The 25,777-nt window shown below is 68.6% G+C and carries 25 protein-coding genes; 5 read left to right on the top strand and 20 right to left on the bottom strand.

Translation table 11 applies throughout. The features are described 5' to 3' along the window. Nucleotides 1-17: 17 nt before the first annotated feature. The 10 genes from pheT to infC all read right to left on the bottom strand — a co-directional run bounded on the left by pheT (nt 18) and on the right by infC (nt 9,464). Nucleotides 18-2,576: a phenylalanine--tRNA ligase subunit beta gene (pheT, locus tag ABD188_RS10695; RefSeq protein WP_344061699.1), complete on the bottom strand. Its 2,559-nt coding sequence runs from the start codon at nt 2,574-2,576 to the stop codon at nt 18-20. Beyond that, nucleotides 2,576-3,616: a phenylalanine--tRNA ligase subunit alpha gene (gene pheS / locus ABD188_RS10690; protein ID WP_344061697.1), complete on the bottom strand. Its 1,041-nt coding sequence runs from the start codon at nt 3,614-3,616 to the stop codon at nt 2,576-2,578. The genes pheT and pheS overlap by 1 nt, the downstream gene beginning before the upstream one ends. 75 nt (nt 3,617-3,691) lie before the next feature. Beyond that, nucleotides 3,692-4,588, bottom strand: coding sequence for an amino acid ABC transporter permease (locus ABD188_RS10685; RefSeq protein WP_344061694.1), 897 nt, complete (start codon nt 4,586-4,588; stop codon nt 3,692-3,694). Next, entirely contained in the window at nt 4,585-5,241 is a 657-nt protein-coding gene (locus tag ABD188_RS10680; protein ID WP_344067024.1) for an amino acid ABC transporter permease, read from the bottom strand. Before ABD188_RS10680 ends, ABD188_RS10685 begins: the two co-directional genes overlap by 4 nt. A gap of 70 nt (nt 5,242-5,311) precedes the next feature. After that, nucleotides 5,312-6,220: a glutamate ABC transporter substrate-binding protein gene (locus ABD188_RS10675; protein ID WP_344061691.1), complete on the bottom strand. Its 909-nt coding sequence runs from the start codon at nt 6,218-6,220 to the stop codon at nt 5,312-5,314. A 99-nt stretch (nt 6,221-6,319) separates the two neighbouring features. Then, nucleotides 6,320-7,108, bottom strand: coding sequence for an amino acid ABC transporter ATP-binding protein (locus ABD188_RS10670; RefSeq protein ID WP_344061688.1), 789 nt, complete (start codon nt 7,106-7,108; stop codon nt 6,320-6,322). An 87-nt stretch (nt 7,109-7,195) separates the two neighbouring features. Beyond that, nucleotides 7,196-7,996, bottom strand: a complete 801-nt coding sequence (locus tag ABD188_RS10665; protein WP_344061686.1) for a TrmH family RNA methyltransferase — start codon at nt 7,994-7,996, stop codon at nt 7,196-7,198. A gap of 106 nt (nt 7,997-8,102) precedes the next feature. Further along, nucleotides 8,103-8,486 carry a 50S ribosomal protein L20 gene (rplT, locus tag ABD188_RS10660; protein ID WP_344061683.1) on the bottom strand — a complete coding sequence of 128 codons (384 nt, stop codon included), beginning with the start codon at nt 8,484-8,486 and terminating at the stop codon, nt 8,103-8,105. 31 nt (nt 8,487-8,517) lie between these two features. Continuing rightward, a complete protein-coding gene (gene rpmI, locus ABD188_RS10655) occupies nt 8,518-8,712 on the bottom strand; it encodes a 50S ribosomal protein L35 (protein ID WP_344061680.1) in 195 nt (64 codons plus the stop codon). Between the two features lie 71 nt (nt 8,713-8,783). Continuing rightward, on the bottom strand, nt 8,784-9,464 hold the full coding sequence (gene infC, locus ABD188_RS10650) for a translation initiation factor IF-3 (RefSeq protein WP_344061677.1): 681 nt from the start codon (nt 9,462-9,464) through the stop codon (nt 8,784-8,786). A gap of 221 nt (nt 9,465-9,685) precedes the next feature. Between infC and ABD188_RS10645 the strand changes: the two genes are divergently transcribed. After that, the gene (locus ABD188_RS10645) at nt 9,686-10,105 is read left to right on the top strand and encodes a DUF1844 domain-containing protein (RefSeq protein ID WP_425561340.1); all 420 of its coding nucleotides are present in this window, start codon (nt 9,686-9,688) and stop codon (nt 10,103-10,105) included. Nucleotides 10,106-10,246: 141 nt separating this feature from the next. On the opposite strand, the gene ABD188_RS10640 is transcribed toward ABD188_RS10645, so the two are convergent. Genes ABD188_RS10640 through ABD188_RS10615 form a run of 6 tightly spaced genes read right to left on the bottom strand, consistent with a single transcriptional unit; the run spans nt 10,247 to nt 14,559 of the window. Further along, entirely contained in the window at nt 10,247-11,041 is a 795-nt protein-coding gene (locus tag ABD188_RS10640) for an SseB family protein (protein WP_344061674.1), read from the bottom strand. Beyond that, nucleotides 11,025-11,771 carry a bifunctional 1-(5-phosphoribosyl)-5-((5-phosphoribosylamino)methylideneamino)imidazole-4-carboxamide isomerase/phosphoribosylanthranilate isomerase PriA gene (gene priA / locus ABD188_RS10635; protein WP_344061671.1) on the bottom strand — a complete coding sequence of 249 codons (747 nt, stop codon included), beginning with the start codon at nt 11,769-11,771 and terminating at the stop codon, nt 11,025-11,027. The genes ABD188_RS10640 and priA overlap by 17 nt, the downstream gene beginning before the upstream one ends. 54 nt (nt 11,772-11,825) lie before the next feature. After that, entirely contained in the window at nt 11,826-12,476 is a 651-nt protein-coding gene (hisH, locus tag ABD188_RS10630) for an imidazole glycerol phosphate synthase subunit HisH (protein WP_344061668.1), read from the bottom strand. Continuing rightward, nucleotides 12,473-13,084, bottom strand: coding sequence for an imidazoleglycerol-phosphate dehydratase HisB (gene hisB, locus ABD188_RS10625; RefSeq protein WP_344061665.1), 612 nt, complete (start codon nt 13,082-13,084; stop codon nt 12,473-12,475). Before hisB ends, hisH begins: the two co-directional genes overlap by 4 nt. After that, nucleotides 13,081-14,175: a histidinol-phosphate transaminase gene (locus ABD188_RS10620; protein ID WP_344061662.1), complete on the bottom strand. Its 1,095-nt coding sequence runs from the start codon at nt 14,173-14,175 to the stop codon at nt 13,081-13,083. The genes hisB and ABD188_RS10620 overlap by 4 nt, the downstream gene beginning before the upstream one ends. A gap of 15 nt (nt 14,176-14,190) precedes the next feature. After that, nucleotides 14,191-14,559, bottom strand: a complete 369-nt coding sequence (locus tag ABD188_RS10615) for a LysM peptidoglycan-binding domain-containing protein (protein WP_344061659.1) — start codon at nt 14,557-14,559, stop codon at nt 14,191-14,193. 258 nt (nt 14,560-14,817) lie between these two features. Here ABD188_RS10615 and lexA point away from each other — a divergent pair, with 258 nt between their 5' ends. Further along, nucleotides 14,818-15,498 (top strand): transcriptional repressor LexA, encoded by a 681-nt coding sequence (gene lexA, locus ABD188_RS10610; RefSeq protein WP_344061656.1) that lies wholly within the window; start codon nt 14,818-14,820, stop codon nt 15,496-15,498. Nucleotides 15,499-15,629: 131 nt separating this feature from the next. Next, the gene (locus tag ABD188_RS10605) at nt 15,630-17,135 is read left to right on the top strand and encodes a hypothetical protein (protein ID WP_344061653.1); all 1,506 of its coding nucleotides are present in this window, start codon (nt 15,630-15,632) and stop codon (nt 17,133-17,135) included. Here ABD188_RS10605 and metE read toward each other — a convergent pair. Next, on the bottom strand, nt 17,125-19,461 hold the full coding sequence (metE, locus tag ABD188_RS10600) for a 5-methyltetrahydropteroyltriglutamate--homocysteine S-methyltransferase (protein WP_344061650.1): 2,337 nt from the start codon (nt 19,459-19,461) through the stop codon (nt 17,125-17,127). The two genes, ABD188_RS10605 and metE, sit on opposite strands and share 11 nt — an antisense overlap. Next, the gene (locus ABD188_RS10595) at nt 19,458-20,417 is read right to left on the bottom strand and encodes a methylenetetrahydrofolate reductase (protein ID WP_344061647.1); all 960 of its coding nucleotides are present in this window, start codon (nt 20,415-20,417) and stop codon (nt 19,458-19,460) included. Before ABD188_RS10595 ends, metE begins: the two co-directional genes overlap by 4 nt. A gap of 249 nt (nt 20,418-20,666) precedes the next feature. Between ABD188_RS10595 and ABD188_RS10590 the strand changes: the two genes are divergently transcribed. Then, entirely contained in the window at nt 20,667-22,592 is a 1,926-nt protein-coding gene (locus ABD188_RS10590; RefSeq protein ID WP_344061645.1) for an alpha/beta hydrolase family protein, read from the top strand. Here the strand turns inward: ABD188_RS10590 and hflX are convergent. After that, on the bottom strand, nt 22,589-24,139 hold the full coding sequence (hflX, locus tag ABD188_RS10585; protein WP_344061642.1) for a GTPase HflX: 1,551 nt from the start codon (nt 24,137-24,139) through the stop codon (nt 22,589-22,591). The genes ABD188_RS10590 and hflX overlap by 4 nt on opposite strands. A 94-nt stretch (nt 24,140-24,233) precedes the next feature. Between hflX and ABD188_RS10580 the strand changes: the two genes are divergently transcribed. Beyond that, the gene (locus ABD188_RS10580) at nt 24,234-24,875 is read left to right on the top strand and encodes a class I SAM-dependent methyltransferase (RefSeq protein ID WP_344061639.1); all 642 of its coding nucleotides are present in this window, start codon (nt 24,234-24,236) and stop codon (nt 24,873-24,875) included. A gap of 15 nt (nt 24,876-24,890) precedes the next feature. Here the strand turns inward: ABD188_RS10580 and dapF are convergent, their stop codons facing one another. Further along, nucleotides 24,891-25,757 carry a diaminopimelate epimerase gene (gene dapF, locus ABD188_RS10575; protein ID WP_344061636.1) on the bottom strand — a complete coding sequence of 289 codons (867 nt, stop codon included), beginning with the start codon at nt 25,755-25,757 and terminating at the stop codon, nt 24,891-24,893. Nucleotides 25,758-25,777: the final 20 nt, after the last annotated feature.

Below are 25,777 nucleotides of genomic sequence, written 5' to 3'. Positions count from 1 at the left end.
GACCGGTCGACCTCGTGTCACTCCCGCAGAGCCGCTCCGAAACGGCTCGTGGCCACGGCGACGCCGCCCAGCTTTGCCTCCGTCGCCTCGGCGGCCGTGAGCGTGCGGTCGGGCGCCCGGAAGCGCAGCGCGAAGGTGAGGCTCTTGGCGCCGTCAGTGACACCCGGCCCGCGGTAGTCGTCGACGAGCCGCAGCGATTCGAGCAGGGCTCCCGCCCCTTCCACGAGCGCGGCGCGCACCTCTGCTGCGGGCACTCCCGCGTCGACGACGAGCGACACGTCCTGCGTCGCAGCGGGGAACCCCGACAGCGACGCGGCAACGGGCTTCGCGCCCGCGAGCGACAGGACGAGGTCCAGGTCGAGCTCTGCGACGATGACGCGGCCAGGCAGGTCGGATGCCTCTGCCACGGCGGGCAGCAGCTCCCCGACGTATCCCACCTCGACCGGAGTGCTGGAGTCGCGCGTCGTCACGGACAGCACGCCGGTGCGCCCCGGATGCAGCGCAGCGCGCTCGCTCTGTGCGACGTCGATCGTGACGCCCGCTGCGGCGGCGATGGTGCGCACCGCGTCGAGCGCGTCCCCCACACCCGCGGCGATCGCTGCCGCCCCCGGCTGCTTCGCCGCGAAATTGCCGGCGAGCAGCACCGCGACATGGCGGGGCTGGGGCGGGATGGATGCATCCAGCGCGGCGAGGGTCGCGGCATCCGGTCGCACAGCCAACGGCGGCACGAACGGCGTGCCGTACGCGACGCCCGGCTTGGGCAGAAAGACTGCGCCCACCTCGAAGAGAGCGAGATCGGTGAACCCGCGCGAGACGTTGCGGTGCGCGATGTCGAGCAGCCCAGGAACGAGCGAGCGCCGCAGGAACGGCGCCTGCCCGTCGAGCGGGTTCGCGAGTTTGATGCTCGGCAGGTGCAGACCCTCGGCCGAGCCGTGCAGATCGTTCTGCTCTTCGCTGGTGAACGCGAACGACGGCGTCTCGACGTAGCCGGCGGCGGCGAGCGCGTTGGCGACGCGCCGGCGTCCCTGCTGCGCGGCGGTGAGCCCACGGCCCGACGGCGGGAGAGGAAGCACGGACGGGATGCGGTCGTAGCCCTCGATGCGGGCGACCTCCTCGGCCAACGTCCACTTGTCGGTGAGATCGGGGCGCCAGGTCGGTGCCGTCGCGATCCAGCCCTCCGGCCGCTCTTCGAGATCGCAGCCGATGAGGCGAAGCGCATCCGCGATCTGATCGGACGTGTAGTCGACGCCGATCACGCCCTCCACGAAACCGAAAGGCAGTGCGATGCGGGTGCGGGTGATCTCGGCGAACAGGGCGCCGCCGAACTCGCCATCGTGCGTGCCGCCGGCGTACTCCACCATCAGGTCGGCGACGCGTCGCGCCGCGACGAAGGGAATCGCCGGATCCACGCCTCGCTCGAAGCGACGTGACGCCTCGGAGGGCAGCTTGTGGCGCCGTGCGGTGCGAGCGATCGACACCGGATCGAAAGTCGCGGCTTCGATCAGCACATTCCGCGTGGACGGGCCCATCTCGGTCGTGCCGCCGCCCATGACGCCGGCCAGACCGATGGGGCCGGACTCGTCGGTGATCAGCAGATCCTCGGTGCTGAGGTTGCGCTCCTTGCCGTCGAGCGTCTTGAGCTTCTCACCCGGGGTGGCCCGGCGCACCGTGATGCCGCCCTGCAGCCGGTCGAGGTCGTAGCCGTGGATCGGCTGTCCGAGCTCGAGCATCACGTAGTTCGTGATGTCGATCAGAATGCCCAGGGACCGTATGCCGGCGAGCGTCAGCCGCGAGATCATCCACGGCGGGGTGGGCCGGGTCGGATCGAGGTCGCGCACGACGCGGGCGACGAACTCGGATGCGCCGACGCGACCGCGGATCGGCACACGGTCGTCGACGACGATCGAGAAGCCGCTGCCAGGCCGGACCTCGTCGACCGGGCGCTGCGCCGGGTCAGTGAAGGCCGCACCGGTCGCGTGGGAGTACTCGCGTGCCACGCCGCGCATCGACAGCGCGTATCCGCGGTCGGGGGTCACGTTGATGTCGACGGCGACGTCGTCGAGGCCCAATAGCGCGATCGCGTCGGTGCCGACGGGCGCGTCGATGCCGAGTTCGACGAGGCGCAGGATGCCGGAATGCTCCTCACCGAGCCCCAGTTCCTTCGCCGAGGCGATCATGCCGTCCGAGACATGCCCATAGGTCTTGCGCGCCGCGATCGGGAACGGTCCAGGCAGTACCGAGCCCGGCAGGCTCACGACCACCTTGTCGCCCGCGAAGAAGTTGCGCGCGCCGCAGACGATGCCTCGAACATCCCTACCGCCGCTCACGGTGGTATCGGTTCCTGAGCTTGTCGAGGGGCCTACATCGACCTGGCACCAGCGAATGGTCTTGCCGTTGGACTGCGGCTCTTCGACGAACTCGACGACCTCGCCCACGACGATGGGCCCCTGCAGGCCGAAGCGGAAGATGTCCTCTTCCTCGAATCCGACGCGCACGAGCGCCTCGAGCACATCCTCCGGCGTGGCTCCCACCGGCACATCGACGTAGTCACGCAGCCACGAGAGGGGGACGCGCATCAGACCACCATCCCGAACTGCTCGCTGAAGCGCACATCGCCTTCGGCCATGTCTCGCATATCCTGCACGTCGCTCCGGAACATCAGCGTGCGCTCGATGCCCATGCCGAACGCGAAGCCGGAGTACTCCTCGGGGTCGATGCCGGCGGCACGAAGCACGTTGGCGTTGATCATGCCGCACCCGCCCCACTCGATCCAGCGCGCGCCGCCCTTGAATGTCGGATGCCACAGGTCGAGCTCGGCGCTCGGCTCGGTGAACGGGAAGTAGTTGGCGCGGAACCGCGTCTTAGCCTCCGGACCGAACAGCACCCGGGCCGCGTGGTCGAGCGTGCCCTTCAAGTGCGCCATTGTGATGCCCTTGTCGACCACGAGTCCCTCGAACTGCGTGAAGACCGGCAGGTGCGTCGCGTCGAACTCATCCGTGCGGTAGGCGTGCCCCGGGCACAGCACATAGATCGGCACCTCGCGCTCGAGCATCGAGCGCACCTGGACGGGGCTCGTGTGCGTGCGCATCACGAGGTGACGCTCGACCGGCTCGACGAAGAACGTGTCCTGCATCTGGCGCGCCGGGTGGTCGGCGTCGAAGTTGAGCGCGTCGAAGTTGTACCACTCGTGCTCGAGCTCGGGTCCCTCCGCGATCTCCCAGCCCATGCCGACGAAGAGGTCCGCGATCTGCTCCTGCAGCAGGGAGATCGGATGCCGCGCCCCCACCCGGGCATGGGCCGGAAGCGCTGTGATGTCGATGCGCTCGCCCTCGAGCTTCGCGGCCGTCTCGGCGGCGGCGAGCTCCTGCTCGCGTGCGGCGAACGCCTGGTTCACGCGCCCGCGAGCCTGGCCGACGAGCTTGCCGAACTCGGCTTTGCGGTCGGGTGCGACATCCCGCAGTCGAGCGTTCAGCTGCGCGAGCGGCGAAGCCTCGCCGCTGTGGGCGGATCGGGCGGCCTTCAGAGCGGCGGTGTCGGCGGCCGCGGCGATGGCATCGAGCGCGGCCTGCACCGCGGCATCCACCGCTTCGGGGGTGATTTCTGGTACGTCAGACACGAGAGACGAGTCTACCGACGGCGGATGCCGCGCCCCGCGCACCCCGATTGGACGAGACCGGGGGCCACAGCGCGATCATCGTGCCGGTGTATCCCCCTGCGCGACGATGAGCTCGGTGTCGGTGATCTCCTGCGTCGGCTGGTTCGCACCCGCAATGCGGATGCCACGCGATTCGCTGCGCAGCCGCTTCTCCACCTGGTTCGCAATGAACGACAGGATGAGGCACAGGCTGATGTAAATCGCGCCGACGACGATCGTGGCGGGGATGATGGGCGAATCGAGAACCGACTGCGAACCGAGATATCGCGCGTAGAAGAGCAATTCCGGGTAGGTGATGATGAACCCGAGCGCCGTGTCCTTGAGGGTTACGACGAGCTGGGCGATGATCACGGGCATCATCGCCCGGATAGCCTGCGGAAGCAGAACGAGCTGCATCACGCCGGACTTGCGCAGGCCGATCGCGTACCCGGCTTCCCGCTGACCACGAGGGAGCGATTCGACGCCGGCTCGGATCACCTCAGCGAGCACCGATCCGTTGTACACGATGAGCGCGATGACGACTGCCCAGAACGGAGTCATTCGGATGCCGACCACCGGGAGCCCGTAGTAGAGCAGGAACATGAAGACGAGCACCGGCACGGCGCGCAAGAACTCAACCACGGCGCCGACGGGCACGCGCAGCCAAGCGTGGTCAGACATCCTGCCGAGGGCCAGCACGAATGCGAGGATCACCGCGCCGACCGCGGCCACGCCGAAGGCCGCCAGGGTGCGCAGGGTCGCGAGCCCGAGCTGCACCCAGACGTTCGTATAAGTGAACGCCTCCCACTTCTCCGCGCTGAACTGACCGGTATCGATGAGCCGCCACAGGATGGCGCCCAAAATCGCCGCCACCACGACGACGGTGATCACTCCCAGGATGCGGTTGCGGATGATCGCCCGCGGCCCGGGAACGTCGTACAGGACGGAGGTCATCGTGTGACCCTCCACTTGTTCTCGAGCGCCCGCTGCGCCCAGGCGAGCAGCAGGACCAGAACGACGAAGATCACCATCACCCAAAGGATTACCATCATCGGATTGGCGCCCCGTTCGCTCAGGTAGTTGCGTGCTGCACCGAGGTTCACCACGCTGAACCCGGCTGCCACCGTCGTGTTCTTCAGGAGGGCGATGAACACGCTCATCATCGGCGGGATGACCGATCGAAAGGCCTGCGGCAGCACTACGACAGACATGACCTGCCCGAAGGTGAGGCCTAACGCCCTCGCCGCCTCGGCCTGCCCGACGGGCACGGTGTTGATGCCGGATCTGATCGTCTCGGCGACGTAGGTCGCCGTGTAGATACCGAGAGCGGCGACGGCGAGTGTGAGCGACACCGCTCCTGTGAGTCGAAGGCCCAGAAGCGGCGGCAGGGCGAATGCGAAGGCGAAGAAGACCAGCGTCAGGGGCGTGTTTCGGATCGTGTTGACGTACAGAGCGCCCATCGTCCGCGCGATCGGCACGGGTGAAACGCGCATCGCCCCCACGATGATCCCGAGGATCAGGGCCACGAGACCGCCCGCGAAGAAGAGGATCATCGTTCCGACGAAACCCTCGATCCAGACATCCCAATTGTCGGTGATGACGTTCAGCGGTCTCCTCCTTTCGCATCCCTGTCGGCGAGGTGGTGGTGGCGCCCTCGAGCGCCACCACCACCGTCGGTCATGAAACCGGGTCGACCTCGGGCTGGGTGCCCTCGATTCCGGACGGCGCGAGGTGCTCCTCGAACAGGGCGGTCCAGACATCCCCGCCATCCGTGAACAGCGCGTTGATGTGCTCCTGCAGCACGGTGTCGCCCTTGGTCAGGCCGACGCCGTACCGCTCCTCACTGAACGGCTCGCCGGTGAGCTTCAGCTCATCCGGGTTCTGTGCGACGTATCCGGCGAGGATCGCCTCGTCGGTCGTGATCGCGTCGACCGTGCCCTGCGTCAACTGCTCGATGCATTCCGAGTACGTCGCGTACTCCACCGCATCAGCGGGGTCGTACTCATCCCGGATGCGCTGCAGGGACGTCGACCCCGTCACCGAACAGACGATCTTGCCCGCGACGTCCTCCGGACCATTGATATCGGTGTTGTCGGCCGCGACCAGCAGACCCTGGCCGGTGGTGAAGTACGGGCCTGCGAAGCTGATGTCCTGCTTGCGCTCGTCGGTGATCGAGAAGGTGCCGACGTAATAGTCGATGTCGCCGTTGACGATGCCTTGGATTCTGGCGTCCGACGGCAGGGTCTTGTACTCGATCTGGTCCTCGCTGAAGCCGAGCGACGCGGCGATCCAGCGCGCGATATCGATGTCGAACCCACTGCGCTCACCCGTCGCCGCGTCCTCATAGCCGAGACCGGGCTGGTCGTTCTTCACGCCGATGATCACCCCGTCGCGCGCCGTCATGGCGTCGAAGGTGGGGCTGCCGTCGAGCGTGACATCGGTGGCGACCTCCCAGAGTGCTTCGTCGCCGCCGTCGGCGCCGTCGCTCGGCGTGGTGCCCGGGGTTCCGCTGTTGCAGGCCGTGAGCGTCAGCAGCGCTGCAGCCGCCAGGCCTACGATTGCCGTTAGACGTGTGTGTCGTCGCATCAGATTTCTCCTTGTTCCGTATTCATTGGTGCGTTACGTATCCGACGTTCGGGTCGTGCGGAGGGAATCAGTTGTTCGGGTTGTGCCTGCGTTCTGCGGTCAGTGGGTGATGAGCTTTGACAGGAAGTCCTTCGCCCGGTCGGTTTCGGGGTTGGTGAAGAAGTCATCGGGTTTCTGATCCTCGAGAATCCGCCCGTCCGACATGAAGACGACGCGATCGGCCGCCTTGCGCGCGAATCCCATCTCGTGGGTGACGACGATCATCGTCATGCCCTCCTGCGCAAGACCGACCATCACGTCGAGGACTTCGTTGATCATCTCGGGGTCGAGCGCGCTCGTCGGCTCGTCGAAGAGCATCAGCTTCGGGCTCATCGCAAGGGCGCGCGCGATCGCGACACGCTGCTGCTGGCCGCCGGAGAGTTGAGCCGGGAGCTTCGACGCCTGCTGCCCGACGCCGACTCGATCGAGCAGCACCTTCGCTTCGCGGTCGGCGTCCGCCTTCTTCATCTTCCGCACGCGGATGGGTCCGAGCGTGACGTTCTCGAGGATCGTCAGATGCGAGAACAGGTTGAACGACTGGAACACCATGCCGACGTCCGCCCGCAGCTTCGCGAGCCCTTTGCCCTCTTTGGGAAGCTCATCTCCGTCGATGCGGATGCTGCCCGACGTGATGGTCTCGAGCCGATTGATCGTGCGGCAGAGCGTCGACTTTCCCGAGCCCGATGGGCCGATCACCACGACGACTTCGCCCCGGTTCACCGTCAGATCGATGTCGGTGAGGGCTTGGAACTCGCCGTAGTGCTTCTGCACGTTCTCGATCACGACGAGCGGATCACCGCGTTTGACGCTGATGTTGGACGTGACAGGCGCACCATCGGGGGTCGTCATAGCGCCACCCTATGGGCGGGCTGGGACCCCCGGCCATAGCTGGGCCCGAGGCTTTACCTATCTGTAACAGGCGCGCGAACCGGGATTTCAACCCGCCGCACGCTGCGCGAAGGCTGTTTCGTACAGGCAGACGCTCGCCGCGGTCGCCAGATTGAGCGACTCGGCCCGCCCGTAGATGGGCAGCCGCAGCGAAATGTCGGCGAGGCGCAGCGCGTCTTCTTCGAGCCCGCGCGCCTCGTTGCCGAAGAGCCACGCGGTCGGCTCGGCGAGCAGCGAGCGCGACGCGAGGAAGTCCTCTCCCCCGACGTCGGCGGCGACGATCCTGACGCCGGCGGCGTGTGCGCGGTCGACTGCTGTCGAGAGGTCCACGCCGATCGCGACGGGAAGGTGGAAGAGCGACCCCGTCGAGGCGCGCACCACCTTGGGGTTGTACAGGTCGACGGTGCGACCGGTCAGCACGACGGCATCCGCGCCCGCCGCATCCGCCGCACGGATGATCGTGCCGAGGTTGCCGGGATCGCGCACTTCTTCGCAGATGGCGACCAGCCGCGGCGATGCGGCGAACACATCGCGCACCGACGTCGGAGACTGCTTCGCCACGACGACGATGCCCTGCGGGGTCACTGTGTCGGCCATCGAATCGAGGACCGCCTCGGTCGTGAAGACGACCTCGATGTCTGCCTCACGAGCAGCGTCTCGCACGTCGGGGTGACGCTCCATCGCGGTGGGCGTGGCGAACAGCTCGATCACCGTGTCGGGCCGATACGCGAGCACCTCACGAGCCGCCTGCGGGCCTTCGACGAGGAACAGTCCGGTCTCTTGACGAGCACTCCGCTTGGTGAGCTTCGCGACAGCGCGGACACGCGGCGACCGCGGATTCTCGAGCACACGATCAGCATAGAGCCGCGGCATCAGGTGTGTTCATCCACCTCGGCGAAACGACGAAGGGGCGTCCTCCCGGAGGAGGACGCCCCATGACGTCGAAGGTCGCGTACTACGCGGTCTGCGGCGCGTTGACGTTCTCGGGCAGCGCGGCCTTGGCCGTCGCCACGAGGCTCGCGAAGGTCGCGGGCTCGTTCACGGCGAGCTCCGCGAGCATACGACGGTCGACCTGCACGCCCGCGAGGCCCAGGCCCTGCATGAAGCGGTTGTAGGTCAGTCCGTTCTGGCGGCTCGCTGCGTTGATGCGCTGGATCCAAAGGCGGCGGAAGTCGCCCTTGCGCTTGCGACGGTCGCGGTACGCGTAGACGAACGAGTGGGTGACCTGCTCCTTCGCCTTGCGGTACAGACGCGAGCGCTGGCCCCGGTAACCGGAGGCGCGCTCGAGGATGACGCGACGCTTCTTGTGGGCGTTGACCGCCCGCTTGACTCTAGCCATTTCGTTTCGTTCCTAACTTGCGTCGGCGCGCTCAGCGACCGAGGAGCTTCTTGGCGACCTTCGCGTCACCGGGTGCGAGCACCTGGTCCTGCGACAGTCGGCGGGTGCGGCGTGAGGACTTGCCCTCGAAGTTGTGGCGAAGGTTCGCCTGCTGCTTCATGATCTTTCCGCTGCCAGTCACCTTGAAGCGCTTCTTGGCGCCCGAGTGGGTCTTCTGCTTCGGCATCTCTGTTTCCTTCGTTTCACGTCCCGCGCGGGCGGGAGTCGGTGTCCCGCGGTGCGGGAGAATGTGGGGGCCTAGTCGTCGGAGTCGTCGTCGACGACATCCGTCGACACCGAGCTGTCCGCGGCGGAGCCGACGCGGGCTGATCGCGCGGCTTCCTTGTTGGCGGCACGCTGGGCGTTCTGCTCGGTCTTGACCTCGGACTTGTTCTTGTGCGGGGCGATCACCATGACCATGTTGCGACCGTCGATCGTGGGATTCGATTCGACGGTGCCGAACTCGGCGACGTCCTCGGCGAACTTGCGGAGGAGGCGCACACCCTGCTCGGGACGCGACTGCTCGCGGCCTCGGAACAGGATCATGGCTTTGACCTTGTCGCCGGACTGCAGGAAGCCTTCGGCACGCTTGAGCTTGGTGGTGTAGTCGTGCGCCTCGATCTTCAGTCGGAAACGGACCTCCTTGAGGACCGTGTTCGCCTGGTTGCGTCGCGCTTCCTTCGCCTTCTGTGCGGCTTCGTACTTGTACTTCCCGTAGTCCATGATCTTGACCACGGGAGGCTTCGAGTTGGGAGCCACCTCGACCAGATCGAGATCGGCTTCCTGAGCCAGGCGCAGCGCCACCTCGATGCGGACGACGCCGACCTGCTCTCCTGCGGGACCCACGAGGCGGACCTCGGGGACGCGGATGCGGTCATTGGTGCGGGGATCGCTGATGCGGAACTCCTCTTTCGTGCGGGATGTCGGCCACCGCGACACAGGGTGTGTCGCGGGCGGAAGAGACGCATGCCACCCGGCACGACGCGGGAGCGCCGGCTCTTGCACCCTGATTCCATTGCTGGCTACCCCGTCCGAAGCGCGGACGGGGCGGAGTGCGTGACCCGGTAGCCTTGAGCGGCAAGCGCGGGTGGGATGTGATCCTCTTTCGATTCCAGAGCAGAACGCTCCGGAGCCCGCCAAAGTCTAGCAGAGAGTGGCACGTGGACACGATTCGGGACGCCGACGGCGACCTCACGGCAGCAGAGACGACTCCGGATGCCGCGCGCCAGGCCCGGTGGGAAGAGCGCGAGCGGGCCGCCGCGGCTGCGACGCGCGACATCGCCGACGTGCCGGCTGTCGAGGTCATCACGACCGCGGCCGTGCACCTGATGAGCGCCGCGGCCGTCAAGGTCGGACTCGCCGACGACCCGACCACGCAGACCGACCTCGACGAGGCTCGGAAGCTCATCAACGCTCTGGCCGGCCTCATCACCGCGGGGGCGCCCGAGATCAGCGACATGCACGCGCGGTCCCTTCGCGACGGGCTGCGCTCGCTGCAGCTCGCGTTTCGCGAGGCATCCGTCATCCCCGATCCCATCGGCAAGGGGCCGGGCGAGAAGTGGACCGGCCCGGTCAACTGACCTGCAGAGGTCGCTGATCCTGTCGAAGCGCCGGCGATCCTTGGACACGCTCCGGTGCCGAGTTCAGGCGAGCTCGCCAGTTCAGGGCGATGCGTGCGCCGACTGGCCTGATGCCGGCACATCGGCTGATCTCGTGGCGGGTCAGTCGCCGCGGACGAGCTTGACGGTAAGGGAGTCGACCAGCACCGCGATGCGATCGTCAGCGGCCCAGCGCCGCGCAAGGCGGCCGAGCACGGCATCCAACTCGGCCTGCTCGAGGCCTTGGATGAGCTCGAGTCGGACGATGAGCTCGGGACCGCGCAGCCGCCCGGTGGGATCCCCCGACTCGAGAGTGAGATCGAGGATGGCGAGCTCGCCCCCGATACTGCTGTGCATCGCGGCGAAGACCTCCGGCGATGCGTGGCTCGGCTCCCACGGCTGGCCTTGAGCGATCGCCCAGACGGCCGGGCGACGGATGACGAACTCGGTGTCCGAGCCCGGGTCGACCACGATGAGGTCGGTGTCGTCGGCCGACGCGGCCAGCGCCGTGCGAACGCCGTCTGCCGGCACCGGGCGGGCGACCGCATCCCAGCGCTTCATCGACGCAACCGAGGTGAACACCGGCAGTACGGAGCGCCCGTCCGGCGCGGCGACCGTGACGATCGACAGCTCCTGGGTCTTGTCGACCGAGAGCCCGTGCGGTTCGACGGGCTCACCGACCGATTCAGGGGCATCGCCCTTCTCCGCCACCAGCGGTATCAGCAGCCGCGCCGTGCGGTACGCCTCGATGACCTCCACCTGGACGGCCGCCCCGTCGCGAGGAGCGCTCAGCGCAGCGATCAGCCGCGCATCCGCCGTGCCGTCATCTCCCGCGTGGGAATTCGGCTCGAAGCTGCGCCCCTCCCACGGGACTCCTGCGGAGTCGCCGTGCGCGTGCGGATCAGTGGCCGGCGACATCCAACGCCTCGGCGAGCGTGAACGCGCCCGAATAGAGCGCTTTGCCCACGATCGCGCCTTCGATGCCGATGGGCACGAGTTCGCGGAGCGCCTCGATGTCGTCGAGGCTCGACACGCCGCCCGAGGCGACGACGGGCTTCGTCGTCCGTGAGGCGACCTCGCGCAGCAGGTCGAGGTTCGGACCCCGAAGGGTGCCGTCCTTCGTCACGTCGGTCACGACGTAGCGACTGCAGCCGGCCGATTCGAGGCGCTCGAGGACGGTCCACAGGTCGCCGCCCTCTTCGGTCCACCCGCGCGCTGCGAGTGTCGTGCCGCGCACGTCAAGACCCACCGCGATCACGTCGCCGTACCGACCGATGACATCGGCAGCCCACTCGGGGTTCTCGAGGGCAGCGGTGCCGAGGTTGATGCGTGCGGCGCCGCTCTCGAGCGCGGCCTCCAGCGAGCGATCGTCGCGGATACCGCCCGAGACCTCGACCTGCACACCGCGCACCTGCTTGATCACCTTGCGCAGAACGCCGGCGTTGCTGCCGCGGCCGAACGCGGCGTCGAGGTCGACCAGGTGGATCCACTCGGCTCCGGCACGCGCGAAGTCGAGTGCCGCATCGATCGGGTCCCCGTAATTCGTCTCGGTGCCTGCCTCGCCCTGGGTCAGGCGGACGGCCTTGCCGCCCGCGACATCGACAGCGGGCAGCAGGATCAGTTCCGGCATTGACGCGAAATCGTTCATGGCTCCTCATGCCGAGATATCACAGGAGCACACGCTCCGGCAGATGGCACGAGTTCAGAGAGTAGCCCTGCCCAGCCCATCGATCCAATTCGCGAGCAGCCGGATGCCGGCATCCCCGGACTTCTCGGGGTGGAATTGCGTGGCCGAAAGAGGGCCGTTCTCGACCGCCGCGAGGAACGGCCGGCCGTAGTCGCACCATGTCAGGACGGGTTCGGGGAATGGCGGCACCACGTCGAGGAGCCACTTCTGGGCGCCGAACGAGTGGACGAAGTAGAACCGCTCGTCCTCGATCCCCCGGAAGAGCCTGGAACCGGTGCCCGCCTCGACCGTGTTCCATCCCATGTGCGGCAGGACGGGTGCATCCAGTTCCGTCACGACCCCGGGCCACTCTCCGAGGCCCTCGGTGTCGACGCCGCGCTCGACACCCCGCTCGAACAGCACCTGCATGCCCACGCAGATGCCGAGCACCGGCCGCCCGCCTGCGAGGCGGCGCTCGATGAGCTGATCGCCGCGACTCGCCCGGAGCGCCTCCATCACGGCATGGAACGCCCCGACGCCCGGCACCACGAGACCGTCGGCTTCGAGCACGAGCGCCCGGTCGGACGTGAGCTTCGCATCAGCGCCGGCCGCAGCCAGCGCCTTGACGGCGGAGTGGACGTTGCCCGAGCCGTAGTCGAGCACTGCCACGAGTGGGCGGGAGCTCACAGAGCGCCCTTCGTGCTCGGGACTCCCTCGACGAGAGGGTCGAGCGCCTTGGCCTGCCGAAACGCGCGCGCGAACGCCTTGTACTCGGCCTCGGCGATGTGGTGCGGATCACGGCCCGACAGCACGCGCACGTGCACGGTGAGCGCGCCGTTGAACACGATCGCCTCGAACGTGTGTCGCACGAGCGATCCGGTGAAGTGGCCACCGATCAGGTGGTGCTCGAAGCCGGCGGGCTCGCCGGAGTGGACGAGGTACGGGCGCCCGCTGACGTCGACGACCGCCTGCGCCAGCGCCTCGTCCAGCGGGACGAGCGCGTCGCCGTACCGCGAGATGCCGGCCTTGTCGCCGAGTGCCTCGCGGATCGCCTGCCCGAGGACGATCGCGACATCCTCGACGGTGTGATGGGCATCGATGTCGGTGTCGCCGGATGCGCGGACCGTCAGATCGGTCAGCGAGTGCTTCGCGAACGCCGTGAGGAGATGATCGTAGAACGGCACGGTGGTGTCGATGTGGCTGCGGCCGGAACCGTCGAGATCGAGGTCGAGTTCGACGGTGGATTCGCTCGTTGCGCGGCGGGCCGACGCGGTGCGAGCGGCGGAACGGGTCATGATCGCGAGTCTATCGAGGCGAGTGCGTCGAGGAACGCCGTCGTCTCGCCCTCGGTGCCGGCCGTCACGCGGAGGTGGTGAGGGATGCCCACGTCGCGGATGAGAACGCCGCGGTCGTAGAGGCCCTTCCAGGTGGCTCGGGGGTCGTCGACTCCGCCGAACAGCACGAAGTTGGTCGACGAGTCATGCGGCTCGTATCCGAGCGCGGGAAGCGTCGCCGCGATGCGATCGCGCTGAGCGACGATCTCGTCCACCGCGCGCAGCATCGTCGGCGCGTGGCGGAGCGCCGCGCTCGCCGCCGCCTGGGTGAGGACGCTGAGGTGGTACGGCAGACGGACGAGACGCAACGCGTCGATCACCGCGGGGTCCGCGGCGAGATACCCGACGCGGGCGCCGGCGAACGCGAACGCCTTGCTCATGGTGCGCGAGACGATCAGCCTTTCGCGACCGGGCAGGAGTGCCAGCGCCGACGGCTCGGAACGCGGTGCGAACTCCTGATACGCCTCGTCCACGACCACGATGCCGCGCGCCGCCTGGTAGACCGCCTCGATGACGTCGAGGGGCATCGGCGTACCGGTGGGATTGTTCGGAGCGCACAGGAAGACGACATCGGGATCGGCGGCATCGACCTGGGACGCCGCGCTCTCGGCATCCACCGTGAAATCGTGCGACCGCGTGCCCGCCGTCCACGTCGCACCGGTGCCGCGCGTGAGCAGCGGGTACATCGAGTACGTCGGAGCGAAGCCGAATGCGGTGCGGCCCGGACCGCCGAACGCCTGCAGGACGTGCTGGAGAACCTCGTTCGAGCCGTTCGCCGCCCAGATCTGGTCGGGTGTCAGGCCGTACCCCAGGTACTCCGCAAAACCTTCGCGTAACGCGGTGAACTCCCGATCGGGGTAGCGATTCACGTCCCGCAGCGCGAGAGCGATCGAATCCAGGATGTCGTCCGCGACCTCTCCGGGAAACGGATGCGTGTTCTCGTTGACGTTGAGAGCCACCGGCAGGGCGGCCTGCGGCGCACCGTACGGAGTCTGGCCGCGCAGATCGTCGCGGAGGGGCAGATCATCGAGGCGAGCAGTCACCCCGCCCATGCTACGGCCGAACCGTCACCGACCCGATGTGTACTCCGCTGGGATGGCGAGCCGCTGGCCGGCGGAGATCGAGACTCCGTCCAGTGCGTTGAGTCGCACGATCGCGTCGATCACGTCTCTCGGATCGGCGGTCGGGGCGACTTCTTCGGCGATCGACCACAGGGACTCGCCCGACGAGACCACGACGGTGCTGAAGGTATCGGCCGGAGCTCCGGCGTCGCGTGACGCCAGCGCCGCGCCGCCGCTCATCACCGCGATGCCGAGTGCGATCGCGGCGGGGAGGGCTGCCGTCGCCACGAGCACGCGTCGACCTCGCACCGTGAGGCGAAGGCGCGTTGCCGGCAGGCGGGTGGTGCCGGATGCGGTGATGCTGATGGCGGTCATGTGATCCTCCTGCGGGTGGGGAGAGATTCGCATCCGCCCCTCGGCCGGGAGCGGCGGATACGAATCTCTCTTCCGAACTTATCTTCGATGTTCTAGAGTGTCAACTACGGGTGCGGATGCCGATTCCTCGAACGCGACACGCGGTCAGCTTCGCCGGGAGACGCGTTCGAACCGGATACGGTTTCGATACCGACACCCCACCACGGGCCTCCGACATTCGAAGACCAATGCCCCCACGCGGGAGACAGGAGCTGGATCATGAGCGAGGTAAGCGGCCGAGAAAAGCCCCAGACCCGGCGACGCAAGAGCCTGAGCGACAAGCAGCTCGCGATCCTCGAGGTGATCCAGCGTTCCATCGCCAGGCACGGCTATCCGCCGAGCATGAGAGAGATCGGCGATGCCGTGGGCTTGAAGTCGCTGTCGAGCGTCACGCACCAGCTCAACCAGCTCGAGCTGAGCGGCTACCTCCGACGCGACGCCGGCAAGACGCGCGCCATGGAGGTGCTCATCGACCTGCCGGGCGCCGCGACCGAGAACCCCGCGGACAGCGGTCCCTCGGTCGGCGACGCGGCGATGGTGCCGCTCGTCGGTCGGATCGCGGCCGGCGTGCCCATCACGGCGGAGCAGCAGGTCGAGGAGATCTTCCCGCTCCCCCGTCAGCTCGTGGGCAAGGGAGACCTGTTCATGCTGAAGGTCTCGGGCGAGTCGATGATCGACGCCGCGATCTGCGACGGCGACTGGGTGGTCATCCGTTCCCAGTCCACCGCGAACAACGGCGACATCGTCGCCGCGATGCTCGACGGGGAGGCCACGGTCAAGACCTTCCGCCAGAGGGATGGCCACACCTGGCTGCTCCCCCGCAACTCGGCATTCGAGCCGATCCTCGGCGACGAAGCCGTCGTGCTCGGCAAAGTCGTCGCGGTGCTGCGCGCGGTCTGACGGCACCGGGCCCGGGCGGAGGGGCGCTGCGCCCGTTCCGAGCCGCAGGTCAGCACTTCTCGCCCGCCGAGGGTGATGCCATCCCCGCGTGGTAGGTCACAATGAGTGACATCCCGCCATGAGGAGGCGTCATGAGTGAGCCAGACACCGTCGACCTGCAGGCCGAACTCGACGCGCTCCGCGCGGAGAATGACGCGTTGCGGCTACGCGCCGAGGTGAACGAGGATGAGGTCGCACCGGCCTCGAGCAGTCGCAGCGGCTGGTGGCGCGCGCTCCTGTCCGCGGTCCTCATCATCGTCGCGACGATCCTCGTTCCGGTGTCGATCATCGGCGCCTGGGCTCGCGTGCAGCTGGTCGATGAGGATGCGTTCGTCGCGACCCTCGCCCCGCTGGTGGACGACCCCGCGGTGCAGGACATGATCATCGACGAGTCGATGGAGGCCATCAACGCCCAGGTCGACTTCGCCGAGATCACCTCGAACGTGTTCGACGGGATCGCCTCCCTCGGCCTGCCGCCACGCGCGGCAGACGCGCTCACGCTCCTCGAGGCGCCCGCTGCGAACGGGCTGCAGAGCCTCGTGACCACCACCGTGACGCGCGTGGTCGAGTCCGACGCCTTCTCGGAGGTCTGGGCCACTGCGACCCGTGCCGCCCATCGAGCTCTGGTGGGCGCGGCCACCTCGGACGGCGGTGGACTGGTCGTCCGGACGGACGATGGCGTCGGCATCCAGCTGGGCGCTGTCGTCGAGCGGGTCAAGCAGAATCTCATCGATCGCGGCCTCGGCGCAGCCCAGCTGATCCCGACCATCGACAAGGTCGTGATCCTGGGTGACGGCCAGAACCTGGCCGCGATCCGCACGGGCTATGCGCTCGCGACGACGCTCGGCTACTGGCTGCCGTTCATCACCCTCGGGCTGTTCGCGCTCGGCATCCTGATCGCCCGCCGTCGCAGCGTGGCCGTCATGGGCACGGGCATCGGATTCGTGATCGGCGCAGGGGCCCTCGCCACCTCGCTCGGGGTCGGCGCGACGTTCGTCGGCATAGCCGCGGGCTCGCTCGGCCTCTCACCGGACGCCCTCAATGTCATCTACGAACAGCTGGTCGGCAACATCACGCAGACGGCCGTCGTCCTCGTGTTCCTGGGAATCTTCATCGCGGTCCTGGGCTGGGCGATGGGCAGGTCGCGTCCTGCCCAGGGATTCCGCCGCGCGATCCGCAGCATGAACTCATCCGCGCGCCGTCAGCTGGCAGGGCGCGGACTCAACACCGGCTCGTTCGGCGTGTGGCTCGGACGGCAGCGCATTCTGGTGCGAACGATCATCGCGATCCTGGCGGTGCTCTGGTTGTTCGCGCTGCGCCCGCTGTCGATCGGCGACATCCTGCTCGTCGTGGTGGTCTCGTTCGGCGTGGCATGGATCCTCGAACTTCTGCAGCGTCGTCCCGAGGAGGTCACCGCGACGGTCGACATCGACGATGTCGAGGTCGTCGTCGCGGAGGATGTCGTGGTCACGGACGAAGCACCCGACGCCGACGACAGCCCCACACTCGTGTTCTCGGCAGCCGATGCGCCGACGACAGCGGCCGCGCCCGCTGTGGACGCGGCCGCTCGCCCGAACGGAGACTCGCCTACACGCTGATCCTGGTGCGCTCGCGGACCAGTCGGGTCGCCTCGATGATGTTCGCGAGCGAGGTCACGGTCTCGCGGTAGCCGCGTGTCTTCAGGCCGCAGTCGGGGTTGATCCACACGCGCCGCTCGGGGATCTCGGCGATGGCGCGCTCGATGAGCGACGTGATCTCGCTGACCGACGGCACGCGAGGCGAGTGGATGTCGTAGACGCCCGGACCGATGCCGTGGTCGAAGCCGGACTCCGCGATGTCGGCGACGATCTCCATGCGGCTGCGCGCAGCCTCGATGGAGGTGACGTCGGCGTCGAGGCCGCGGATGGCGTCGATCACCTCGCCGAACTCCGAGTAGCAGAGGTGCGTGTGCACCTGTGTGGCCGTGGCGGCTCCCGCGGTGGCGAGCCGGAAGGATCCCACCGACCAGTCGAGATACGCCGCTTGATCGCCCCGCTTGAGCGGAAGAAGCTCGCGAAGCGCCGGCTCGTCGACCTGGATGATCCGGATGCCGGCGGTCTCGAGGTCGGCGACCTCGTCACGCAGCGCGAGCGCCACCTGGTCGGCCGTCGTTCCGAGCGGCTGGTCGTCGCGCACGAACGACCACGCGAGGATCGTGACCGGGCCGGTCAGCATGCCCTTCACCGGCTTCTCGGTCAGCGCCTGCGCGAAGCGGCTCCAGTCGACCGTGATCGGAGACGGCCGTGACACATCGCCCCACAGAATGGACGGCCGCGTCGCACGGGATCCGTACGACTGAACCCACCCGTTCCGGGTCACGGCGAATCCGTCGAGATTCTCGGCGAAGTACTGCACCATGTCGTTGCGCTCCGGCTCGCCGTGCACCAGAACGTCGAGACCCAGCTCCTCCTGCAGTCCGATGACGGCCGTGATCTCGAACCGGATGAGGTCTTCGTACTCGAGGGTCGACAGCTCCCCTCGGTCATGGCGCGCGCGGGTCCGCCGGATCTCGTCGGTCTGCGGGAACGATCCGATCGTGGTGGTCGGGAGGAACGGCAGGTCGAGTGAATCCTCCTGCGCCGCCGCACGCTCGTCGTACGAGGACCTGGTGCGATCCGAAGCCGACAGCCGCTCCGCGCGGGCGCGCACGGCGCCGTCGAAGACGCCCGGTGCGGCGGCGCGATCCGCGAGGGCCGCCGTCGCTGCTGCGAGCTCGTCATCGATGGTCGCGCGGCCGCTGCGCAGGCCGAGGCCCAGGGTGGTCACCTGGCCCACCTTCTGATCGGCGAACGCCAGCCAGGAGCGCAGGCGCGAGTCGAGGTCGGGCTCGTCGGCGACGTCGTGCGGAACATGCTGCAGCGACGTCGAGGTGCCTGCCGCGACCGCACCCGCACCGAGCGACTCGAGCGCCTCGAGCTTGTGCCACGCCCCCGCGAGGTCGCCGCGCCAGATGTTGCGGCCGTCCACGACTCCCCCGACGATGGTTTTGCCGTCGAGCCCCGCGGCGCGCGCCGGCGCACTGCCGCGTGTCAGGTCGATGGCGATCGCGTCGATCGGCGCCGCGGCCAGCACTTCCCACGCACGTCCGTCGAGCTGCGCGTAGCCGGCGGCGACGAGCACCGCGGGTCGATGGGCGGCCTCGCCCAGCACCGCATAAGCCCGCTCCGCGGCACGGGCAAGCGCCGCCCCGTCGACCGCGAGGCTCTCGCTCACGAGCGCGGGCTCGTCGAGCTGCACCCACTCGGCGCCGGCATCGCGCAGTGCCGCGAGAAGCTCGACGTACACCGGCAGCACGTCGTCCAGACGGCTCAGCGGATCGAATCCGGCGGGCGCGGCATCCGTCGCCTTCGCGAGGGCGAGCAGCGTCACTGGACCCACGACGACGGGGCGAACGGTGAAGCCGTCCGCCCTCGCCTCGGCGACCTGGCGCACGAGCCGGTCACTCGACAGCGAGAACACCGTCTCGGGGCCGATCTCGGGAACGAGGTAGTGGTAGTTGGTGTCGAACCACTTCGTCATCTCGAGCGGCAGGCTGTCGCCCTCACCGCGGGCCGCAGTGAAGTACGCGGCGAGCCCGATCGTGCCGTCCGCGGCGCGGAGGCCGGAGAATCGCTCCGGCAGCACGCCTACCGTGACCGCGGCATCGAGCACCTGGTCGTAGTACGAGAACGACTCGGGGATCGACGAGTCCGTGCGCCCGAGACCCAGCGCGGCGAGGCGCTCGCGGGTCGTGCGGCGCAGCTCAGCCGCCACGCGCTCGAGCGTCGGCTCGTCGGTGGCGCCGGTCCAATGCGCCTCGACAGCTCGCTTGAGTTCGCGGCGACGCCCTATGCGGGGGTAGCCGAGGATCGTGGCGTGAGGGAATGCGGGGCGGGGTTCGGTCATCGTACGGCCTCCTTCTGGATGGTGTGGCTGAGGACATCGGCGTCGCGGAGCACCGCGAGCACCGTTCGGTGGTCGTTGAACGCGTAGAGGTGCACGCCGGGGGCGCCGCCGGCGACGACCTCGCGGGCGAGGTCTGCGGCGTACGCGACGCCGACGTCGTGCTGCCCCTCGGGCGTCGGCTCGACCTCGAGCGCGATCGCGAGCTCGGCGGGCAGCTCCTCACCACTCAACTCGAGCACGCGGCAGAGGCGGGAGCGCGATGTGATGGGCATGATGCCCGGCAGGATCGGAATCCTGACACCGGCCTCACGCGAGCGGCCGACGAACGAGAGGTAGTCGTCGGAGTGGAAGAAGACCTGCGTGATCGCGAGCGTCGCACCGGCTGCTTGCTTGGCGAGGAGCGCATCGATGTGCTCACGCGGATGTCGCGACCGCGGATGTCCGTTGGGGAATGCCGCGACGGCGATGTCGACCTTGGCCCGGCGTTCGACCCGCGCTGCGCCCGGGACACCGGGGATGACCGCTTCGGTGTACGGCGCACACTCGGCCTGCACGCGGTCGATGAGCTGCACGAGCTCGGCCGAGCTGCGCAGGTCGCCCAGGAACGACTCGTCGTCCTCGCTGCCGGCCGGCGGGTCGCCGCGAAGCGCGAGGAAGCTCGTGATTCCGGCATCCAGGAACTCCCGGATGAGCGCCTTCGCCGCGCCGTACGTGTTGCCCACGCAGGTGAGGTGGGCGAGCGGCGACACGGCCGTCTCGCTCCGGATGAAGCGCAGCAGGTCGAGGGAGCGCCCACCCGTCGAGCCACCGGCGCCGTACGTGACGGAGATGAAGCGAGGTCCGGCCGCCGCGAGCTCGCGGATCGTCTCGTGGAGGGCCACCGTCGAAGCTTCGGACTTCGGCGGATAGACCTCGAACGAGAACGGCACCGGAGGCGTGCTCAAGTCGATGGTCATCTCGCGCTTCTCGGATCGGAACGAAGGGCGGCCGGTCGGCCGCGGATCGCGCACCCAACGGGGAGGCCGTTGGGGCGTTGTCATCACGGGCGGGTGCCGGGCTCGGCTGTCGCTCCTTGCCCGGGATCGTCAAGCGAGCTCGAGGACCCGGGCGGATGCTTCACGGTAGCGAAAGAACGCGTCGCGATCCCCCGTGTGACCTTGTATTTCGACCGACGGAAGATAGCCGTTTCGGCGTACGGTGGAGGCGTGAAGACGACGATCCCTTACGGGTCTTGGCCATCTCCACTCACCGCCGCGGCAGTATCCGCAGCGTCGCCGCGCCTCGAAGGGGCGCGATTCGTGGGGAGCGACATCTGGTGGGGCGAGTCCGTTCCGGACGAGGGCGGGCGCATCGCGGTGCGGCGGCGCGCGGCATCCGGCGAGGTCGAGGATGTGCTCCCGTCGCCGTGGAATGCCCGCTCGCGGGTGCACGAATACGGGGGCGGGGCGTGGACCACCACGGATGAGGGTGTGCTCGTGTTCGTCGAGAAGGAGGACCAACGCGTCTGGATGCTCACACCCGAGGGTCCGCGAGCGCTCACTCCAGCTGATCACGGCATGCGATTCGGTGGACTCACGTGGCAGACCGGGCGACTTCTGGCCATCCGCGAGACGCATCGTGACGGGGTCGCTCCGCACCGCGACATCGTGGAGGTGCCGCTCGACCGCACTGCGTCCTGGAACCCCTCGGCCATCCTCTCGCTCACCGAAGACAGCGACTTCCTGGCGCAGCCCGTGCTCTCATCCGACGGCTCGCATCTCGCATGGATCGCGTGGGATCACCCTCACATGCCGTGGGACACCACGGAGCTGCGCGTCGGGCGCATCGAGGAGGGACTCGTCGCGGAGTGGGCCACGATCGCCGGTGGCGACGGCACGGCACCTCTCCAGCCGGTGTGGACGGGCGAGGACGACCTCGTCTACAGCGACGACCCGAGTGGGCGGTGGAACCTGTGGCGGCTCCGCCTGACCGCCGACCTGCACCACGGTCCGCTCGCACCGGCCGATGCCGACACCGGCGGTGCGCTGTGGGGCCTGGGGCTGCGGTGGTTCGCGGTGCTGGATGACGGCCGCATCGTCGCAGTGCGGACGAACGGCGACGACCAGCTTGTGGTGATCGACGCGGAGGGCTCTTCGACGCCGCTGGCGATCGACGCCACCTCCAACGTGGTGATCGAAGACGTTCGCGGCAGCCAGGTCCTGCTGACCGCATCCGGTGCGCGGGGGTCCGCATCACTGTGGCTCGTCGATGTCGATGCTCCGGAATCCGCAGAGCGGATCACGGGCGGTGGATTCCCCTGGGGGCCGGAATGGATGCCGCAGCCCCGTGCGGTCACCTTCGAGGGGCCCCACGGCCCGGTCCACGCCTTCGACTACGCGCCCACCAACCCTGAAGCCCACGCACCCGAGGGCGAGCTGCCGCCGTACGTCGTGTTCGTTCACGGCGGACCGACGAGCCATGTCGGCGGCGCGGCGACGGGCAAGATCGCCTACTTCACGAGCCGCGGCATCGGCGTGCTCGACGTCAACTACGGTGGCTCGACCGGCTACGGACGCGCGTACCGCGAGCGCCTGCTCGGACAGTGGGGCGTCGTCGACGTCGATGACGTCGTCGCCGCCGCAGCAGGGCTCACCGCCTCGGGAGCCGCCGACCGGCACCGGCTTGCGATCGCCGGCGGTTCGGCCGGCGGCTGGACCGTGCTGTGCGCACTCGTCGCATCCGACGCCTTCGCGGCCGGGATCAGCCGGTACGGCGTGGCCGACCTCCGGCGCCTCGCCGAAGAGACCCACGACTTCGAGGCGCGCTACCTCGACAGCATGGTGGGTCCGCTCCCCGACGCCGAAGACACGTATATCGAACGGTCACCGCTGTCGCACCTCGCAAGCTTCACCACTCCGCTGCTGATCGAGCAGGGACTCGACGACGAGGTGGTGCCGCCGTCTCAGTCCGAGGCGGTGCGAGACGCCCTCGCGGCCAATGGCGTCCCCCACGCCTACCTCGCGTTCGAGGGCGAGGGGCACGGGTTCCGGCGCGCCGAGACGGTGGTCCGGACGCTCGAGGCGGAACTCGCCTTCCTGGGCGAGATCTTCGGATTCGAGACGCCCGGTGTCCCGGCGGTTCCGTTGGATTAGACCGCGAACGGCGCCAGTCGCGCGGCGAGGTGCTCGCCGACACGTGCGTGGATGGCGGTTCCTGAGGCCTCGTGCTGCTGCTCGAGCAGGATCCCCTGCTCGTGGATGGCCGAGACGAGATCGCCCCGGTCGTAGGGCACGAGGGCTCGCACTTCGACGGCCGGCAGCGGCAGGGCGGCCTCGATCGCGGCACGCAGCTCGTCGATCCCCTCGCCGGTGCGGGAGGACGCGAACACGGCATTCGGCTCAAGCCCGCGCAGCACCATGCGCGTGCCCTCGTCGACGAGGTCCGCCTTGTTGAACACGACGATCTCGGGGATGCCGCGAGCGCCGACATCGCCGATCACGTCTCGGACGGTTGCGAGCTGGGCTGCGGGATCGGGGTGCGCCGCATCCACGACGTGGATGATGACGTCCGAGCCGCCGACCTCTTCGAGCGTCGACCGGAAGGCCTCGACGAGCTGGTGCGGCAGGTTCCGGACGAAACCGACGGTGTCGGTGAGGGTGTAAACCCGCCCGTCACTCGTGCCGGAGCGCCGAACCGTGGCATCCAGCGTGGCGAACAGCGCGTTCTCGACGAGCACGCCTGCGCTCGTCAACCGGTTGAGCAGGCTCGACTTGCCGGCGTTCGTGTAACCGGCGATGGCCACCGAGGGGATCGTGTTGCGCCTGCGCTCGGCGCGCTTGGCGTCGCGCGCAGGAGCGAAGTCCCGGATCTGGCGGCGCAGCTGAGCCATGCGCGTTCGGATGCGGCGGCGATCCAGCTCGATCTTCGTCTCACCGGGTCCGCGCGAGCCCATTCCCGCACCGCCTGCGCCCACCTGGCCACCGGCCTGGCGGCTCATCGAGTCGCCCCACCCGCGCAGCCGTGGGAGGAGGTACTCGAGCTGGGCGAGCTCGACCTGGGCCTTGCCCTCGCGGCTCTTGGCGTGCTGGCTGAAGATGTCGAGGATGACGGTGGTGCGGTCGATGACCTTGACCTTCACGACATCCTCGAGCGCGCGCCGCTGGCTCGGAGCCAGCTCGGTGTCGGCGATCACGGTGTCGGCGCCGACCGCGGCGACGATGTCTCGGAGCTCCTGCGCCTTGCCGCGGCCGATGTAGGTCGCTGGGTCGGGATGCGGCCGGCGCTGGAGGATCGCGTCGAGGACCACCGCTCCGGCGGTCTCGGAGAGCGCGGCGAGCTCGCGCAGCGAGTTCTCGGCATCCTCCTGTGCACCCTGGGGATGCACGCCGACCAGTACGACGTTCTCGAGTCGCAGCTGCCGGTACTCGACCTCGGTGACGTCCTGCAGTTCGGTCGACAGGCCCGGAACGCGGCGGAGTGCAGCACGCTCTTCACGATCCCACTGGTCGCCGTCGGTGTCGGTTCTGGTGATCGTCGCCTCATCCTGCAGGGCCTGCGCGGCCCCGAAGGGATGCGCCGCGCTCTGCTCGGTGAATGTGCTGACGCGAACCCCCGAGCGCGCGTCGGCGCGCGCCAGCACACGATCCACCGGGTCGACCGGGGTCTCGTCCGTGCTCTGAGGGGTTGTGGTGTCCGTCATGTGTTCCTTCCAAGATGCTGACCCGCATCGTTCGGGTGAGCGTGGTGATTCTAGTCTCCCGCGGTGGGGAGGTCCTCCGGTACGCTCGACAGCCATGGGGAGCGACCACTACTTCAGCGCGTCCCCCGCCAGTGCCGAGAATCTCCGACGCATTCGCGTGACACTCGCCGACCGCGACCTCGAGGTCTCCACCGCCGGAGGGGTATTCAGCCCCGATCACGTCGACTCGGGCACCGGGGTCCTCCTCGCCAACACTCCCCCGCCACCGCCGGGTGGAAACCTTCTCGATCTCGGAAGCGGCTGGGGTCCGATCGCGCTCACCCTGGCCATCCAGTCGCCACACGCGGCCGTCTGGGCGGTGGACGTGAACGAGCGGGCGCTCGATCTCGTCCGGCGAAACGCTCTCGCTCTGGGACTCGACAACGTCAACGCTCTCCTGCCGGAGGATGTTCCCGGCGACATCGCGTTCCGCACGATCCGCTCGAATCCGCCGATCCGCGTCGGCAAGAACGAGCTGCACGGGCTGCTCGAACGCTGGATCCCGCGTCTGGAAGAGCGGTCGGATGCGTGGCTCGTCGTGCAGCGCAACCTCGGCTCGGACTCCCTCCAGCGCTGGCTGGCCGCCACTTTCGAGCGGGGCTACAGCGTGCACCGCGTGGCGACCGGCCGTGGGTTCCGCGTCATCAAAGTGCGGCGCCACGGCTCACCGCTCAGCGAGCCGATCACGCTGCCCTGACGCCGGCGCGGCTGCCTACGTGAGCGTGACCTCGCCCGAGTAGACGAGCGTCGCCGGTCCCGAGAGCAGCACGTGGTGCTCGGCGCCGACCTCGATGGTTCGCACCTCCAAGGTGCCGCCCGGCACGTCCACGGTCCAGTGGTCCGGGGCAGCGGGGCCCGCCCAGTGCCGCACCGCCAGCGCCGCGGCCGCCACGCCGGTCCCGCAGCTCATCGTCTCTCCGACGCCGCGCTCGAAGACGCGCATGCGGATGGATCCGACGCCGTTGCGCACGAGAGGGTCGCTCGGGACGACGAACTCGACGTTCGCGCCGTGCGGTGGTACCGGATGGAGCTGCGGCTCCGCTGCCAGGTCGAGACCGTCCAGCTCATCGGTGTCGGGCAGGGCGACGACCACATGCGGGTTGCCGACATCGATGCCGAGGCCAGGGCGCGGTGCGCCGACGCCGCGTGCCCGCACAAGCACATCGGCGTCATCGACGAGCCATGGCCCGAGGTCGACCTCGAAGCCGAGATCGCTTCGCGTCACGATCTTCACGCCGGCACGTGTGCCGATCGCGAGGGGCGCATCATCCAGCGACGCCCACCCCGCGTCAGCGAGATAGCGCGCGAACACGCGGATGCCATTGCCGCACATCTCGGCCTTCGAACCGTCGGCATTGCGATAGTCCATGAACCACTCGGCCCCGTCAGCGGTCATCCCTTCGGGGATCGCCGTCGCGCGCACGACCCGCAGAACCCCGTCCGCGCCGATCCCGAAGCGCCGGTCGCACAGGACCGCGACCTGATCGTCGGAAAGCTCCAGCTCGCCATCGGGATCGGGGAGGATCACGAAGTCGTTGCCGGTGCCGTGCCCTTTCGTGAAGGCGATGGTCTGCGGCATCCCTCGATTCTACGGATGCC

It is taken from the genome of Microbacterium pumilum (assembly GCF_039530225.1).
Classification (GTDB): Bacteria; Actinomycetota; Actinomycetes; order Actinomycetales; family Microbacteriaceae; genus Microbacterium; species Microbacterium pumilum.
Note: the sequence above shows the minus strand (reverse complement) of the source record. Positions and strands in the feature narration are given on the sequence as shown.

Bases quoted from the DNA above. Each gene is read 5' to 3' on its own strand.
- ABD188_RS10615 (WP_344061659.1), bottom strand. From the start codon at position 14,559: ATGACCGCCATCAGCATCACCGCATCCGGCACCACCCGCCTGCCGGCA.
- ABD188_RS10580 (WP_344061639.1), top strand. From the start codon at position 24,234: ATGGGGAGCGACCACTACTTCAGCGCGTCCCCCGCCAGTGCCGAGAAT.
- metE (WP_344061650.1), bottom strand. From the start codon at position 19,461: ATGACCGAACCCCGCCCCGCATTCCCTCACGCCACGATCCTCGGCTAC.
- dapF (WP_344061636.1), bottom strand. From the start codon at position 25,757: ATGCCGCAGACCATCGCCTTCACGAAAGGGCACGGCACCGGCAACGAC.
- ABD188_RS10620 (WP_344061662.1), bottom strand. From the start codon at position 14,175: ATGGGCGGGGTGACTGCTCGCCTCGATGATCTGCCCCTCCGCGACGAT.
- hisB (WP_344061665.1), bottom strand. From the start codon at position 13,084: ATGACCCGTTCCGCCGCTCGCACCGCGTCGGCCCGCCGCGCAACGAGC.
- ABD188_RS10675 (WP_344061691.1), bottom strand. From the start codon at position 6,220: ATGCGACGACACACACGTCTAACGGCAATCGTAGGCCTGGCGGCTGCA.
- ABD188_RS10685 (WP_344061694.1), bottom strand. From the start codon at position 4,588: ATGACCTCCGTCCTGTACGACGTTCCCGGGCCGCGGGCGATCATCCGC.
- priA (WP_344061671.1), bottom strand. From the start codon at position 11,771: ATGAACGATTTCGCGTCAATGCCGGAACTGATCCTGCTGCCCGCTGTC.
- rpmI (WP_344061680.1), bottom strand. From the start codon at position 8,712: ATGCCGAAGCAGAAGACCCACTCGGGCGCCAAGAAGCGCTTCAAGGTG.
- ABD188_RS10595 (WP_344061647.1), bottom strand. From the start codon at position 20,417: ATGACCATCGACTTGAGCACGCCTCCGGTGCCGTTCTCGTTCGAGGTC.
- ABD188_RS10640 (WP_344061674.1), bottom strand. From the start codon at position 11,041: ATGTCGCCGGCCACTGATCCGCACGCGCACGGCGACTCCGCAGGAGTC.
- hflX (WP_344061642.1), bottom strand. From the start codon at position 24,139: ATGACGGACACCACAACCCCTCAGAGCACGGACGAGACCCCGGTCGAC.
- pheT (WP_344061699.1), bottom strand. From the start codon at position 2,576: ATGCGCGTCCCCCTCTCGTGGCTGCGTGACTACGTCGATGTGCCGGTG.
- ABD188_RS10605 (WP_344061653.1), top strand. From the start codon at position 15,630: ATGAGTGAGCCAGACACCGTCGACCTGCAGGCCGAACTCGACGCGCTC.
- lexA (WP_344061656.1), top strand. From the start codon at position 14,818: ATGAGCGAGGTAAGCGGCCGAGAAAAGCCCCAGACCCGGCGACGCAAG.
- rplT (WP_344061683.1), bottom strand. From the start codon at position 8,486: ATGGCTAGAGTCAAGCGGGCGGTCAACGCCCACAAGAAGCGTCGCGTC.
- ABD188_RS10670 (WP_344061688.1), bottom strand. From the start codon at position 7,108: ATGACGACCCCCGATGGTGCGCCTGTCACGTCCAACATCAGCGTCAAA.